Annotated in this window: 12 protein-coding genes and 1 pseudogene; 12 read left to right on the top strand and 1 reads right to left on the bottom strand. The window is 52.8% G+C overall.

Annotated features, from left to right (window positions below):
• Positions 1 to 43: 43 nt before the first annotated feature.
• Positions 44 to 634, top strand: coding sequence for a hypothetical protein (locus IPI63_RS03750; protein ID WP_292476709.1), 591 nt, complete (start codon positions 44 to 46; stop codon positions 632 to 634).
• On the opposite strand, the gene IPI63_RS03745 is transcribed toward IPI63_RS03750, so the two are convergent.
• Positions 619 to 1,128 carry a nitroreductase family protein gene (locus IPI63_RS03745; RefSeq protein WP_214065183.1) on the bottom strand — a complete coding sequence of 170 codons (510 nt, stop codon included), beginning with the start codon at positions 1,126 to 1,128 and terminating at the stop codon, positions 619 to 621. The two genes, IPI63_RS03750 and IPI63_RS03745, sit on opposite strands and share 16 nt — an antisense overlap.
• Positions 1,129 to 1,459: 331 nt before the next feature.
• Between IPI63_RS03745 and atwA the strand changes: the two genes are divergently transcribed.
• From atwA to IPI63_RS03685, 11 genes and pseudogenes are all read left to right on the top strand, one after another.
• On the top strand, positions 1,460 to 3,061 hold the full coding sequence (gene atwA / locus IPI63_RS03740; protein ID WP_292476707.1) for a methyl coenzyme M reductase system, component A2: 1,602 nt from the start codon (positions 1,460 to 1,462) through the stop codon (positions 3,059 to 3,061).
• A 1-nt stretch (position 3,062) separates the two neighbouring features.
• The gene (locus IPI63_RS03735; protein ID WP_292476705.1) at positions 3,063 to 4,586 is read left to right on the top strand and encodes a methanogenesis marker 3 protein; all 1,524 of its coding nucleotides are present in this window, start codon (positions 3,063 to 3,065) and stop codon (positions 4,584 to 4,586) included.
• Positions 4,586 to 4,998: pseudogene (locus IPI63_RS03725) on the top strand (methanogenesis marker 6 protein). Before IPI63_RS03735 ends, IPI63_RS03725 begins: the two are co-directional and overlap by 1 nt.
• A 15-nt stretch (positions 4,999 to 5,013) precedes the next feature.
• Positions 5,014 to 5,451, top strand: a complete 438-nt coding sequence (locus tag IPI63_RS03720; protein WP_214064605.1) for a methanogenesis marker 5 protein — start codon at positions 5,014 to 5,016, stop codon at positions 5,449 to 5,451.
• Positions 5,448 to 6,674, top strand: coding sequence for a methanogenesis marker 15 protein (locus IPI63_RS03715; RefSeq protein ID WP_292476701.1), 1,227 nt, complete (start codon positions 5,448 to 5,450; stop codon positions 6,672 to 6,674). Before IPI63_RS03720 ends, IPI63_RS03715 begins: the two co-directional genes overlap by 4 nt.
• 1 nt (position 6,675) lies before the next feature.
• The gene (locus IPI63_RS03710; RefSeq protein ID WP_214064607.1) at positions 6,676 to 7,248 is read left to right on the top strand and encodes a methanogenesis marker 17 protein; all 573 of its coding nucleotides are present in this window, start codon (positions 6,676 to 6,678) and stop codon (positions 7,246 to 7,248) included.
• Entirely contained in the window at positions 7,241 to 8,164 is a 924-nt protein-coding gene (locus IPI63_RS03705) for a methanogenesis marker 7 protein (protein WP_292476700.1), read from the top strand. The genes IPI63_RS03710 and IPI63_RS03705 overlap by 8 nt, the downstream gene beginning before the upstream one ends.
• Positions 8,165 to 8,316: 152 nt before the next feature.
• On the top strand, positions 8,317 to 8,769 hold the full coding sequence (locus tag IPI63_RS03700) for a carboxymuconolactone decarboxylase family protein (RefSeq protein ID WP_214065648.1): 453 nt from the start codon (positions 8,317 to 8,319) through the stop codon (positions 8,767 to 8,769).
• Between the two features lie 232 nt (positions 8,770 to 9,001).
• Positions 9,002 to 9,751, top strand: a complete 750-nt coding sequence (locus tag IPI63_RS03695) for a hypothetical protein (RefSeq protein ID WP_214080220.1) — start codon at positions 9,002 to 9,004, stop codon at positions 9,749 to 9,751.
• 24 nt (positions 9,752 to 9,775) lie between these two features.
• Entirely contained in the window at positions 9,776 to 11,419 is a 1,644-nt protein-coding gene (locus tag IPI63_RS03690; protein ID WP_292476699.1) for a VWA domain-containing protein, read from the top strand.
• 33 nt (positions 11,420 to 11,452) lie between these two features.
• A complete protein-coding gene (locus IPI63_RS03685) occupies positions 11,453 to 12,595 on the top strand; it encodes a toxic anion resistance protein (protein WP_292476698.1) in 1,143 nt (380 codons plus the stop codon).
• The last annotated feature ends 179 nt before the right edge of the window (positions 12,596 to 12,774 follow it).

Genomic DNA, 12,774 nt, shown 5'->3' with positions numbered 1-12,774 from the left:
TTCCAGATTCCTGAGAATTTCAGATCCTAGAGGGTGCTCGGTCATGAGTGAAGAGGGTGTATCTCCCGGCATTTGGCGCTACGGCCTCGCCCTGGCGATTGTAATTGCCGGCTTTGGCACATTCGCCTGGTATCTATCCTCAGGAATATCGGGCTCATTGGCTGGATTGACTCAGATGGCAGCTCCGGGGGAAGTAGAGCTGGATCTCGATGAACCGGGCGAGTATATCATATTTTATGAGAACGAGAGCTACTTCGACGGCCGCTTTTACCGGACCGCAGAGCAGATCCCGGGACTTGAGATCGCAGTAGTGGAGAAGGCCTCCGGAAGAAGGCTCCGGACCTATCCCCCTGCAGGCAGCCTCGCCTACTCCCTTGGAGGGCGGTCTGGCCGGGCTATAATGGCCTTCAAAGTAGATGAGGCCGGGATTTATGCTATCAATGCATCCTACCCCTCCGGGCACGGGCCGCAGGTCATCTTGGCTGCGGGAAAGGAGATCATAGAGGGCATGCTGTGGATGATAATGATATCTCTGTCCATAGTCCTGGGCTCCTTGTTGATAGCAGCAGCCATTACCTACAAAACATATACTGAGAGAAAGAGGGCTCTGGAGAGGCCCTACCAGCGGTTATAATGTATCCTCTCCTCCCTGAATCTCCTGGCCGGGGCAGGCTCTTCGTCCGGATATCCCAGGGCGATCAGGGCGAATGGAGTGATCTCCTCGCTGAGGAGGAACATCTTTCTAAAACCCTCTACCCTCTCCTTCATGGGATAGACCCCTGCCCATACTGCACCCAGACCCAGGGCATGCGCAGCCAGCAAGATGTTCTGGGTTGCGGCAGAGCAATCCTGCACCCAGAAATCGGGGTATTTCTCCAAATTCCTGTCGCTGCAGACGAGAATCGCCAGAGGCGACTGCCTGCACATAGATGCCGTTGGACAGATCTGGGGGATATGCTCCAGGATCTTGCGATCATCAATTACTACAAACTGCCAGGGCTGCTCATTTCCTGCTGATGGAGCCAGCATGGCCGCCTCCAGCAACTCCCTTTGGATCTCCTTGGAGACCTCTTGAGGTTTAAATTTCCTGATGCTTCTACGGGTTTTTATTGCTTCCAGAGCTTGCATAGATGTAACCTCATCTGGATCATGCTGCTTTGGCACTTTATAAAGATGTGCAGTGCAATGATCTATGAGCCAATCCCTGAGCCAGGAGCATCATCCTCCTGCTGCAGACCCGTCCGGCATTGGGGCGGCAGCTATAACAATCGTTATCGGAAAGACATGTCCTGAGCTTCGGATAGGCTTAAGTAGCATTGTATCATCCATGAAGCAGGCATTACATCATGAAAAGCAATGGCGTTATATCACGGATAGTGCAAGCGCTATATCACCGTCTGAGAGAGGTTAAGAGCGCGAAAGGACCCTATATTATAATGAGCTTATGAGGCATGATAAATTGGCACCTTTTATAGAGATTAAGGATCTGACGGTTCGATTCGGCGATGTTGTGGCTCTTCGCAATGTAAATCTGGTCATCGAGGAGGGCGAATCGGTCGGCATTTTGGGAAGGAGCGGCTGTGGCAAGAGCGTCTTGATGCACGTCCTGCGTGGTGTGGAATCATTCCAGGATATATCAGGCAGCGTGATCTTCCACGTGGCCAGGTGCAGCAAGTGCCATCATGTAGAGCCCCCCAGCCATGTCGGAAAGAGCTGCAAGTGCGGAGGGACCCTGGAGAAGGCTGATGCTGACTTTGTATCTCTGGGAATAAATGATCCTCTCAGGCGCGATGTCTCCAAGAGGATCGCCATAATGCTGCAGAGAACCTTTGCCCTTTATGGCGACGAGAGGGTGATAGTGAATGTCATGCGCGCAGTGGAGGAGACCGGAGAGAGCATGAGCGTTCATGTGGCTGCGGATCTGCTGGATGAGGTCAATCTCTCTCACCGGCTGATGCATGTGGCCCGGGAGCTCTCCGGCGGTGAGAAGCAGCGCGTCGTCCTGGCCCGCCAGCTCGCAAAATCTCCCATGATCCTGCTGGCAGACGAGCCGACTGGGACTCTTGACCCGGGCACAGCCAGAGTGGTTCACGACTCCATCAAGCGGGCGGTAGATGACTTTAAGATGACCCTGATCATCACCAGCCACTGGGAGGACGTCATGATAGAGCTAGCCCAGAAGGCCATCCTTCTCGATCACGGGGAGATCAAGGCAGAGGGCAAGCCGAAGGATATAGCTGCTCAATTCCTGGCCATGGCTGGATCCTTAGCCAAGCGGGAGGAGGTCGAACTGGGCGAGCCGATGATAAAGGCCAGCGGCCTCTCCAAGAGATATATCAGCATAGATCGAGGTGTGGTCAAAGCTGTGGATGAGGTCGACCTGGTGGTGAATGAGGGAGAGATCTTCGGGCTGGTAGGCGTCTCTGGAGGAGGTAAGACCACTCTATCCAAGATGATCAGCGGCATTCTCACCCCCACCAATGGCAGCATTGCTGTGCGGGTGGGGGATGAATGGGTGGATATGACCGTCCTCGGATCCAGTGGTCGGGGCCGGGCCACAAAATATATCGGCGTACTCCATCAGGAATATACCCTCTATCCCTCTCGCAGTGTGATTGAGAATCTGACTGAGGCCATTGGCCTCTCATTGCCCTTCGAGCTGGCGGAGAGAAAGGCCATACATACCCTGGAGACGGTTGGCTTCACTGAGGAGCAGGCAGAATCAGTTCTGGAGAAGATGCCCGATGAGCTCTCTGAGGGAGAGAGGCATAGGGTGGCCATGGCCCAGGTCCTGATAAAAGAGCCGAGATTGGTGGTCCTGGATGAGCCCACTGGAACGATGGATGCCATCACCAAGATCGAGGTGACGAACTCCATTCTCAACGCCCGCGAGGAGACGGGCGAGACATTCATAATCGTCAGCCATGATATGGATTTTGTAAAGAACGTCTGTGACCGGGCTATGCTCATGCGCAATGGAAGGGCGATATTCACCGGCCTGCCAGAGGAGGTCTTGGGCAAGATCACAGAGAAGGAAGAGAAGGAGTTGCTGGGGAGTTAATTTGAGAGTCTTCGTTGACGGCAATGAGATTGAGCTGGGGCCTGGAGCATGCCTGGCCGACGCCCTGCAGAAGGCAGGCAGCAAGCCTGCTGAAGGCGCAATTGTGGGGGTGGTCAAAGGCCGGGGCGAGAAATCGCGCCAGACCAACTCTTACTGGCTCAATACCTCCAAGGGCAGAATCAGAATCGAGCTTTTGGAAAATGAGCTGCAGAAGATCTGGCATGAGGTCGTGGACAGGATCTTGGGATCTCGAGTAAGGTGGGCTACAGCCGATGGTGTGGCCTTGGGCGGGTTCTCTTCGGAGATATCCTTTGGCCGGAGTGCTCATGAGTACAATCGCTGGGAGGTGGTCCTCGGGGCGGCTGGTTTCGATGCCGAGAACACCCAGTTGATATTCATCCACAGGAGGCATTCAGCTATCTATGGCACACCAGATAACGGTGGGGTTTTCGCTCATGTGGTAGGGGGCAAGAGCACCCTCGACCGGCTGGAGATAGGGGACAAGATCGAGGGTATAGAGCCCATAGTGGAGTGGCAGGACCTGACAGAGAAGACCTCCACCCTTGATATGACTCTGCCTTTGGAGGAGGACATGGAGATCTATACCCGGGTCCAGGCGGAGCTCATCGGGGAGGCCCCATTGGGGGCGGAGTTCTTCCTCGCCTCAACCAGGGACGGCACATTCCGGGTCGATTCCGTATCCAGCTCGTATGTCCTATCCGACCAGCTTCTGACGGAGCGCGTGGCCTATGAGCATCGTGAGCCCCGCCTGGAGGGGGTGGTCACCGTCCGGACTGTCGGAAGGGGCCTGGGCAGGATATTCATCTATAAGCAGGATCGTACCTCGAATCCCAGTCATTCTGTAGTGGCACGGGTCGTCAAAGGCATGGACATGATCAAGTTGGCCCGGCCTGGTCAGTTGATAACCTTTGATGTAACCCCGGAGCGCATAATGCTCCTGGGCAAATCCCTGGAGGATGCCAGGGAGGAGATGAGAGAGAGGGGCATTGAGGCTGAGGCCGTGGGCTATATGGGCGAGGATGCCGTCGTGGTCAAGCAGGATCCAGGGGCCACCATGGAGATCCTGAAAGCCAAGAGGGTGAAGCTCTCAGCGATTCCTTCCAGCCGCCTCATCTCCGTCCAGCTTTACTATGATCTGGCACCAAAGAGCCTGGACTATTTCCGTCATGTCACCGGCCTGAAAGAGAAGCCTCTAGGGCCTCTGCCTGTCTACTTCACCTATGAGAGCACACTGCTCTTCAAGCCGGAGGTAGAGGCGGTGAGCTACAAGGAGCTTCTGCCAGAGAACAAGCCTGTCGGCCTCGTTCCTGCTGGCTCCATAGGCATCTCCAATCAGGTCTCAAAGAAGATCGGTATGGTGGGCATCCGGCTGGAGGAGGACAGGCGATACGGTCCCTCGGGGGAGAAGTTCGAGGCGACGAACATCATCGGCCGGGTATTGGAGCCGGAGAAGCTCAGGGATGTTAAGGATGGAGAGACTATCTATATTCGGGAGGAACGGTAATGCTGGTCACCAAGTATGTGATAATGTCCTCTGAGTCCAATATTCTCCCCTCGGATATCGCCATGAAGATCTATGGTTCTGGCTACGATGTCCTGGTCAAGGAGACCTGTTTTGGGGTCATTATCAATGGGGAAAGGAAGTGGTAGAGGCGCTGGTAAAGGAGATTCGCGCTCTGGACCCGGCCGGCATATTCATCAAGGACCGGGGATTTCCACCAGGCGATCCGAGGAGATGCCGCGGTCGCAGAGGAGGAGGAGCCAGGCCAGGCTTCTATATGATCGAGTCTGAGACAAAGCTGCTTCCCATGATCTCCCGGGCTTTGGCCCAAGAGGATAAGCCCGAGCCCATTGTTACAGAGAAGGTGCGCCCTCTCCCCCTTAAGAGGCTGGAAGAGATCGTAAATGAAGTTTAATTCTGAGGTAAATTAATGGCAAAAGTAATCGTTTATCCTCCCACCAGCATGATCCTCTCGGACCTTGTGGACAGGATGGGACACAAGGCACTTGTAGTACCTGAAGTGGTAAGGAAGCTGGCGACTGATAATAATATCGCTTCACCGCCTTTGAATGTCACCTCCGAAGAGCCCAAAAAAGGGCTTCGCTACGCGGCGGTGGATGTCCCTTCAGGGATCAGGGGCAGAATGGCCCTGATAGGGCCGATAATCGATGAGGCAGAGGCGGCGATCATAGTTCAGGATCCGGGATGGCTGACAGGATGTGCAGGCTGCAACAGAACCAATGAGCTGGTCAGGCTGCTCATCAGGACGAAGGGAATACCCACTCTCGATCTCTCTTATCCCAACAATGACGCTGAGGCCAGGGATTTCGTCCAGAAGATCAGGAATTTCTTGGAGGATTTGAAGTGATTCGCATTGCGCAGCTCTCCTGTGGTGCGGAATACAGCGGCATTCAACAGGAGATCGAACGGGCAGCAGAGATGGTGGGGGCGAAGATAATCTATCCAGAGGTCTCTTTGGATGATATGCTCGATGTGGAGGAGAAGTTCGGGGTACGGGTCTCCTCTGGAGACCTCAATCTGGCCATTGCCCGGGCGGTCAGGATAGTGGAGAACCCGGATCTTGCCGATGCCGTAGTGGTCATGACCTGCTTCCGCTGTGCTGAGGCGGCCATCATCCGCTCCGAGATTCGAAAGTACATCCACGAGAACTCCAAGATTCCCGTCCTGAGCTATTCATTCACCGAGAGAACAACAGCAGAGACCCTGCTCACCCGTATGGAAGCCCTGGTGACAACAGTCAAATACCGCGGCCTTCTGGCGCGGGAGAGGCAAAAGGGCCTCACGGCTGGAATCGATTCCGGTTCCACCACCACCAAATCCGTGGTGATGAGGGATAATGAGGTGATAGGCACAGGCTGGGTTCCCACCACTGAGGTCTTGAAGAGCGCCGATGATGCCTTCCAGGAGGCCCTCAAGGCTGCCGGGGTCAATAAAGAGGAGATCGAAGCTGTGGGCGTCACCGGATACGGTCGATTTCTGGTGGGCAAGCACATCAATGCCAAGCTCATCCAAGAGGAGATCACAGTCAACTCTAAGGGAGCAGTCTTCCTGGCTGATGCCCAGAGGGGGCCGGCCACAGTAATCGACATTGGCGGCATGGATAACAAGGCTATATCGGTTCAGGACGGAATTGCTGGAGGATTCACCATGGGCGGAATATGCGCTGGTGCCTCGGGAAGATTCCTGGAGCTGACCGCCCGCCGCCTGGGAGTGGACATCACAGAGCTGGGCAAACTGGCCCTGAAGGGTGACTACAGAAAGGTGGCAATGAACAGCTACTGCATTGTCTTCGGCACCCAGAGCCTGGTCAACAGCCTCTCCATGGGCAACAAGCCCGAGGACGTGGCCATGGCTGCCTGCCACTCCGTTGCCGAACAGGTCTACGAGCAGCAACTGCAAGAGGTGGAGGTCAAAGAGCCGGTTATCATGGTGGGTGGAACCTCGCTCATCGAGGGCCTGCCCAAGGCGATGGAGGAGCTGCTGCAGGTGAAGGTTACTGTTCCCCCATATGCCCAGTATATTGGAGCTGTAGGCGCTGCTCTTCTGGTGTCGGGGCTGCTGGAGGACTGAGATGGACCCAATGGAGGTCTTCAAGATAGAGGTGACCGGCGAGGAGGAGTTCGGAGCCAGAAAGTACAGGGAGATAATAATGGACATTCTACAGGATCTGGGCCTGATCCGGTCTATAGGCAGGCTCTATGTCTATGTGGATATAGCCATCCCTGTCTTCGCTGTCTATGGCCTCCTCCGTTCCGGTATACCCCCCCTCACAGTCAAGGACGTGGGAGATGTGATGAAGATCGGGGGCGGACATCAGATCAAGATCAATGATGAAGAGCATATGGCTGACCTTCTCAAAGCTCTATGGAAGCGATATGGGCGGGAGAGGGTGGAGCAGCCGGCAAGAGATGTTGTGATCATCGCCTCGGATATCCCGCCCTCTGATCTGATGGTTACCGATATGGAGGCTGAGTTCCTGCAGGATCTGACCGATGCCTTGATCAGAGTGGCACCAGAAGGATTTCGCAACCGCAGAAATATCATGACCAAAGACAGCTTCTTTTTCATTGCTGCTGAGGAGTCGATAAAGCCAGAGCTGATATCGGAGATTGAGGAGAAGATCCGGGAGATGGAGAATGCTTGAGCCTGTGATGTTCACTGGAGGATTGTATAAGCACGACCTGGTGCTGGAGCTGGTAGAGGACCTGGGCGGCTACATCCTGCAGAAGAATGTGACTCAGACGGAGATCATTCTTTTATTGCTGGTCCCCTCAGAGGATATGAACACTCTGGAGATCTTGAGCCGGGAGCTAAGGGGCGAGCTGGTGCGGGCACCGCTGGCAGGGACGGAGGTGGCAGTGGTCACACCAACCCTGGCCATTCATCATCTGCCCCATGTGGCCTGCGATATTGCTGAATATCTGCGTCGGCACGGCTCAAAGACCAATATGATTGGAATGGCCCGGGGGGTGGGCAGGGAGATCGCCCAGATAAATGAGTATGAGACTGCCCTGATAAATGAGCATGATGCTGCCGTTTTCATCTTCGGAAACTTCGAGGATTGCATCAGGAAGAAAGAGCACCTCTACAAGAATATCAGCGTGCCGGTGATAGTGACCGGTGGACCGAAGATCGATGCTGAGAGATTGCCCTATGCCTTTGGCTATGTGCCATCCATAGGCCGGATGGCCCACAGAACCCGCAAGTCCTCAGAGATTGGATCTTTGGACAATATCGTTGAGGTGATGGGCCGGGCACTGGACCAGACACGGGCGGCGATAGCCAAGGATCCTCTGACCACCTCTCCTCCCCGGGTGATGGATGCAGTACGAGAGCAGGTTCCCGAGGTGGAGTTCTCATATTCTCCGCTGCCGATCGCCCTCAATCTGAATGGGGTGCGGGTTAAGCTTCCTTATGGGATCTATAAGGATAAGGTGGCAGCAGTGACCTTTGATGAAGGGGTGAAGCTGGGCGAGGTGGCTGCCATCAAGCCTTCCAGGATGAAAGATTATATACTGGTGAGAATACTTCCCAGCTCGGAGACGGGATTTGTCTTCTAGGTTTTTGGATTTAGCAGAGCCGGGCGGGAATATGGCCAGAGAGCTGGACTCGGGGAAGAAGAGGCCAGGGAAAGCAGGAATCTGAGAAGACAGGAACCAAATGAGGCAGAATCAGGGGAAGCAGGAACCAGGGAAAGCAGGAGTCAGAGATCATGGGCTTTGAGGAGGAGCTGGACGCAATACTGGTCAAGGGGAAGGATAACGCAGCCAAGGACATCTTGACGGCGGTGGAGAAGACCTATGGTGAGATTCCCTATATATTTCAGTTCATGGAGTATGACTCAGAGCTTCTCATCACCAAGATGCTGCACAACAATGCCATCTTGAGGAGCTCCAGCTTGGATGCAAAGACGGTGGAGCTGATATCAGTGGCCGTCTCAGCTGCATTACGGTGCAGTCACTGCCTGAAGCTGCACATCCGTCTGGCCGGAAATCTGGGAGTGCCTGATGACCAGGTTGCTGCAGCAATATTCCTTGCCGGCAACCTGGTGAATGCCAGCGTCCTTGCCACTGCAGCCCGTGATCTGGATGAGGAACGAGAGATCTGCCGTTCCTGCGAGCTGGCAAGCGAGGCCTGTGATATAGATGGCAGGGGAGGGGACTGATCCTCTCATTCCTCAATCCCTAAATGCCGGACTGGCAGCGGGCATAGACGGCTGAGAAGCATCGCCATACCTCAGATTTCCCTGCCGTGCAATTCCATCCATTGGTATATAATGTCATTATTATCTATGAACTCTTGTGTGATAACGGCTGAGGTTTTTTCAGTAATCAGCGATAGTATTATGAGATATGCTGAGAGATATCTGCATGGAATAATCCCGAGGGCGAGAAGAGATGGATAGAGATGTGCTGATCAGACTACTGGGCCTGAACCTGGGCATTGCTGCTGCCAACATAATCGTCTTCTCGCCGAGATTCCTTGATGTGGGCATCATCAGGCCAGGGGTGGGTGCACTGGAGGCAGCCTTTGGCTGTGCATTTCTTGCCTTGAGCGCCTCCGGGCTGGCCTATGGAAACTACAGGCTCCTCTCTGAGCCGGAGAGTGCCATTCCCATCGGTCCTAAAAGCACAAAAGAAGATTATATAGAGGCCCTGAGTGAATACCGGGATCTCGAGACATTCGAGATAAACATCGGGATCTTGCTGGATCAGATCGATAGGCTGCAGAAGAAGAATAAGACCATCCGGGATATACTCCTGCAGATCTTCAGCGCCTCGGAGATCAGCTATCAGAAGTTTGATGAGGTTATTGCTGAGGTAGAGAATATATTTTTTAAGAATATACGCAGCATCATCAATAAATTGAATGCATTCGATGAGGATGACTACATCTTCATCAGAAAGCAGCGCGATACGGGAGCCTTTTCTGAGGAGATCATGGAGGAGAAATTCAAAGTATATAATGAATATATAACATTTGTTAAAGAGGCTACAGAGGATAACGAAGAGATCCTGCTCAAGCTGGATAAGCTGTTGCTGGAGATCTCTGGCCTGAACTGCATCGAGAGCGGTGAGCTGGAGAGGATGGCCGGCATGATCGAGATCGATAAGCTGATCAAACAGGCAAAATATTATAAGAATTAATGATTCAGCAGGAGGGAGCATAGCATGCTGAATGAGAAAGATAAGAATATAGCTTTAAAGATATTGGGATTGACAGTTGGAGTATTCATATTAGCTTTTTTTTTAATTGATGGAGGAGAAAAAACACTGGACGACATAGTCAAGGATATCAATCCGATAACAGTTAAGCATAATGGGGTGCCGGTTGAAATCGATCCCCCAGATCTGACTAAGATCCTGCCGGAGATATCCAGTTATCCGCCACAGGTCAATAGCATCACACCCAGCTATATCGAGATATTCTCATCAACGGAAAAGGCGGGCAGCGGTACTGATGGCTGGCTGACAGAGGTGGCCAGAGACTTCAATAATGCGAAGATCAAGATCAACGGCACTCAGGTATCTGTAAAGCTCAGAGGAATCCCATCCGGTGAAGGCGCTGATTATATCACCTCTGGGAAGTACTTGCCCGATATCTACACCCCATCCAATGAGCTCTGGGGAGAGATGATCATCTCTCGCGGGGCGAAGGCCGAACTGGTGCAGGAGAGGCTTGTCGGCAACGTGGGCGGGATTCTGATCAGCAAATCCAAGAGGGAAGAGCTGGAAGGAAAATATGGCGAGGTGAATATCACGACCGTCATCGATGCTGTCACAAATGACGAGCTTCAGATGGGCTACACCAACCCCTTTGCCAGTTCGACCGGGCTGAACTTCCTTACATCAATACTGCAAAGCTTTGATGGCGAAAATCCACTATCTGCAGAAGCTGAAGCAGGATTCAAGGGCTTCCAGAAAAATATTCGGGTGGTTGCTTATACCACTCTGCAATTGAGAGAGGCAGCTAAGTCTGGCGTGCTGGATGCTTTTATTCTGGAGTATCAGACATATATCAATGAACCGGAGATAAGATCCTATGAATTCATTCCCTTTGGGGTCAGACATGACAATCCGGTGTATGAGATAGGAGAGCTATCTGCAGAGAAGAGAAGAATCCTGAATGAATTCATTAAATTCAGCCAACAGGAAAAATATCAGACCCTGGCCACCAAATACGGTTTCAATAGCTTCAATGAATACAATCCCTCATCAAGACCGTTGAAGGGCGATGTGATCATCCAGGCCCAGAATCTCTGGAAAATTATAAAAGACTCTGCGCCTATTTGTGCTGTCTTTGTGGCCGATGTTTCAGGCAGCATGGATGGAGAGCCTTTGAATAATCTAAAGAGATCCCTGATCGAAAGCCAAAAATATATCGGTAGTAATAATCTGATCGGTCTGATATCATACTCCGATGATGTCCACATCGATCTGCCCATCTCCAGATTTGATCTGAAAAACAGGTCTTTGTTCGCGGGAGCGGTTTATGATTTTAGGGCTGGCGGCAATACAGCAACCTTCGATGGGATTGCAGTGGCCATGAAGATGCTCGAAGAACAGAGAGCTCTCAATCCCCAACTCGAGCTCAGGATCTTCGTTCTCAGCGATGGAGAGACCAACAGAGGCCATTCATTGAAAGATATCAGGGGATTAGTAGAAGAGTCTGGAATACCCATATACACGATAGGGTATAATGCAAATATCGAGGCCCTGAATGAAATCTCTCTTATCAATGAGGCAGCCAGCATCAATGCCGATACCGAGGATGTTGTCTATAAGCTGGCCAATTTCTTTAATGCAATGCTATAAATAAAAGAGGATTCAAGGGAATGAGGCAGTAGAATGGCTTTCACAATGGAGGTTCCAGATGATGGGGCGATCAAGAATGAGGTTCTAAAGCAGGCCAAACCGGTGCCTGAAGAGATCGCCCAGCTTCAGAAGGTGGCGGAGAGCAATGTAGCCGAGATTCTGACCCTGGATATCGATGAGTTGGCCAAAAAGAAGTTCATCCTCAAGTCGATAGAGTCCTTCGGCGCCGAGTCGATGAAAGGCTCGGCAGCCAAGAATTCTATGCTTCAGGTGACAGTGGGGGAGCTGTCCAAGAATGGGGATGATGGTGGAGTGGTGGCAAAGGGTCTGATGGAGCTGACCCGGGAGCTTAAAGGCCTTGACCCCAGCCGGATTGAATTCATCAAGGATGGCAGCTTTCTGGGCAAGTTCTTTAACCCCGTCCGCGATTATTTTGCCCGATACCAGAGGGCAGATTCAGCCATAGCAGATATAATCGCCTCTCTGGATAAAGGCAGGGCGGTTCTGAAGAACAACAACACCACCCTGGAGATCGAGCAGCAGTCGCTGCGTGATTTAACCCGGAGACTGTTGAGAGAGGTCCAGCTGGGCTCTCTGATGGACGAATCGATCAATAGACAGATCGAGGAGGCCAAAGCCAGAAATGAGGAGCCGGAAAAGATCAGGTTCGTCACCGAGGAGGTCCTCTTTCCTCTCCGGCAGAGGATCATGGATCTGCAGCAGATGATCGTTGTCAATCAGCAGGGAATACTGGCAACTGAGGTTGTGATCAGAAACAACCGGGAGCTGATGAGAGGAGTGGATAGGGCAAAGACGGTGACGATGTCCGCCCTGCGAACATCAGTGATGGTTGCAGGCGCCCTGTACAACCAGAAGATCGTCTTGAAGAAGATCCAGGTGCTAAATGAGACCACCAGCGATCTGATCAGCATCACCTCGGATCTGCTGAAAAAGCAGGGGGCTGAGACACATAAGCAATCCATTCAGAGCAGTGTCTCTGCCGAGGATCTAAAAGCCGCTTTCGTCGAGGTCATGGAGGCGATGGATTCCATCAACACCTACAAACAGGAGGCTCTGCCAAAGATGAGGGAGACGATCGAGCAGTTCAGGGAGCTGGCTGCCAAGGGCGAGGAGCAGATTCAGCAGCTGGAGAAGGGGCACAGGCTGGAAATGTAGCTGGTTTTCTGCAAGACCGATCCCTGCGGGCCCAGTAGGCTGGTTTAATAGGCGGGTCCAATGAGCGGGTATCGATGGTCAGGTCCAATGAGCGGGTTCAATGGTCAGGTCCGATGAACAAGGGGCCGGCCGAGCCGGCAAATTGGTTCCACCTGCATTAACCCTCTTCAGATAATGCA

Origin of the sequence: Methanothrix sp. (assembly GCF_016706325.1) — an archaeon.
In the GTDB taxonomy this organism is placed as follows: Archaea; Halobacteriota; Methanosarcinia; order Methanotrichales; family Methanotrichaceae; genus Methanothrix.
This window is presented reverse-complemented; position numbering and strand designations above follow the sequence as displayed.

What these genes read in the sequence shown, in the direction of transcription:
- IPI63_RS03750 (WP_292476709.1), top strand. Translation starts at nt 44, where the DNA reads ATGAGTGAAGAGGGTGTATCTCCCGGCATTTGGCGCTACGGCCTCGCC.
- IPI63_RS03745 (WP_214065183.1), bottom strand. Translation starts at nt 1,128, where the DNA reads ATGCAAGCTCTGGAAGCAATAAAAACCCGTAGAAGCATCAGGAAATTT.
- IPI63_RS03720 (WP_214064605.1), top strand. Translation starts at nt 5,014, where the DNA reads ATGGCAAAAGTAATCGTTTATCCTCCCACCAGCATGATCCTCTCGGAC.
- IPI63_RS03710 (WP_214064607.1), top strand. Translation starts at nt 6,676, where the DNA reads ATGGACCCAATGGAGGTCTTCAAGATAGAGGTGACCGGCGAGGAGGAG.
- IPI63_RS03705 (WP_292476700.1), top strand. Translation starts at nt 7,241, where the DNA reads ATGCTTGAGCCTGTGATGTTCACTGGAGGATTGTATAAGCACGACCTG.
- IPI63_RS03700 (WP_214065648.1), top strand. Translation starts at nt 8,317, where the DNA reads ATGGGCTTTGAGGAGGAGCTGGACGCAATACTGGTCAAGGGGAAGGAT.
- IPI63_RS03695 (WP_214080220.1), top strand. Translation starts at nt 9,002, where the DNA reads ATGGATAGAGATGTGCTGATCAGACTACTGGGCCTGAACCTGGGCATT.
- IPI63_RS03690 (WP_292476699.1), top strand. Translation starts at nt 9,776, where the DNA reads ATGCTGAATGAGAAAGATAAGAATATAGCTTTAAAGATATTGGGATTG.
- IPI63_RS03685 (WP_292476698.1), top strand. Translation starts at nt 11,453, where the DNA reads ATGGCTTTCACAATGGAGGTTCCAGATGATGGGGCGATCAAGAATGAG.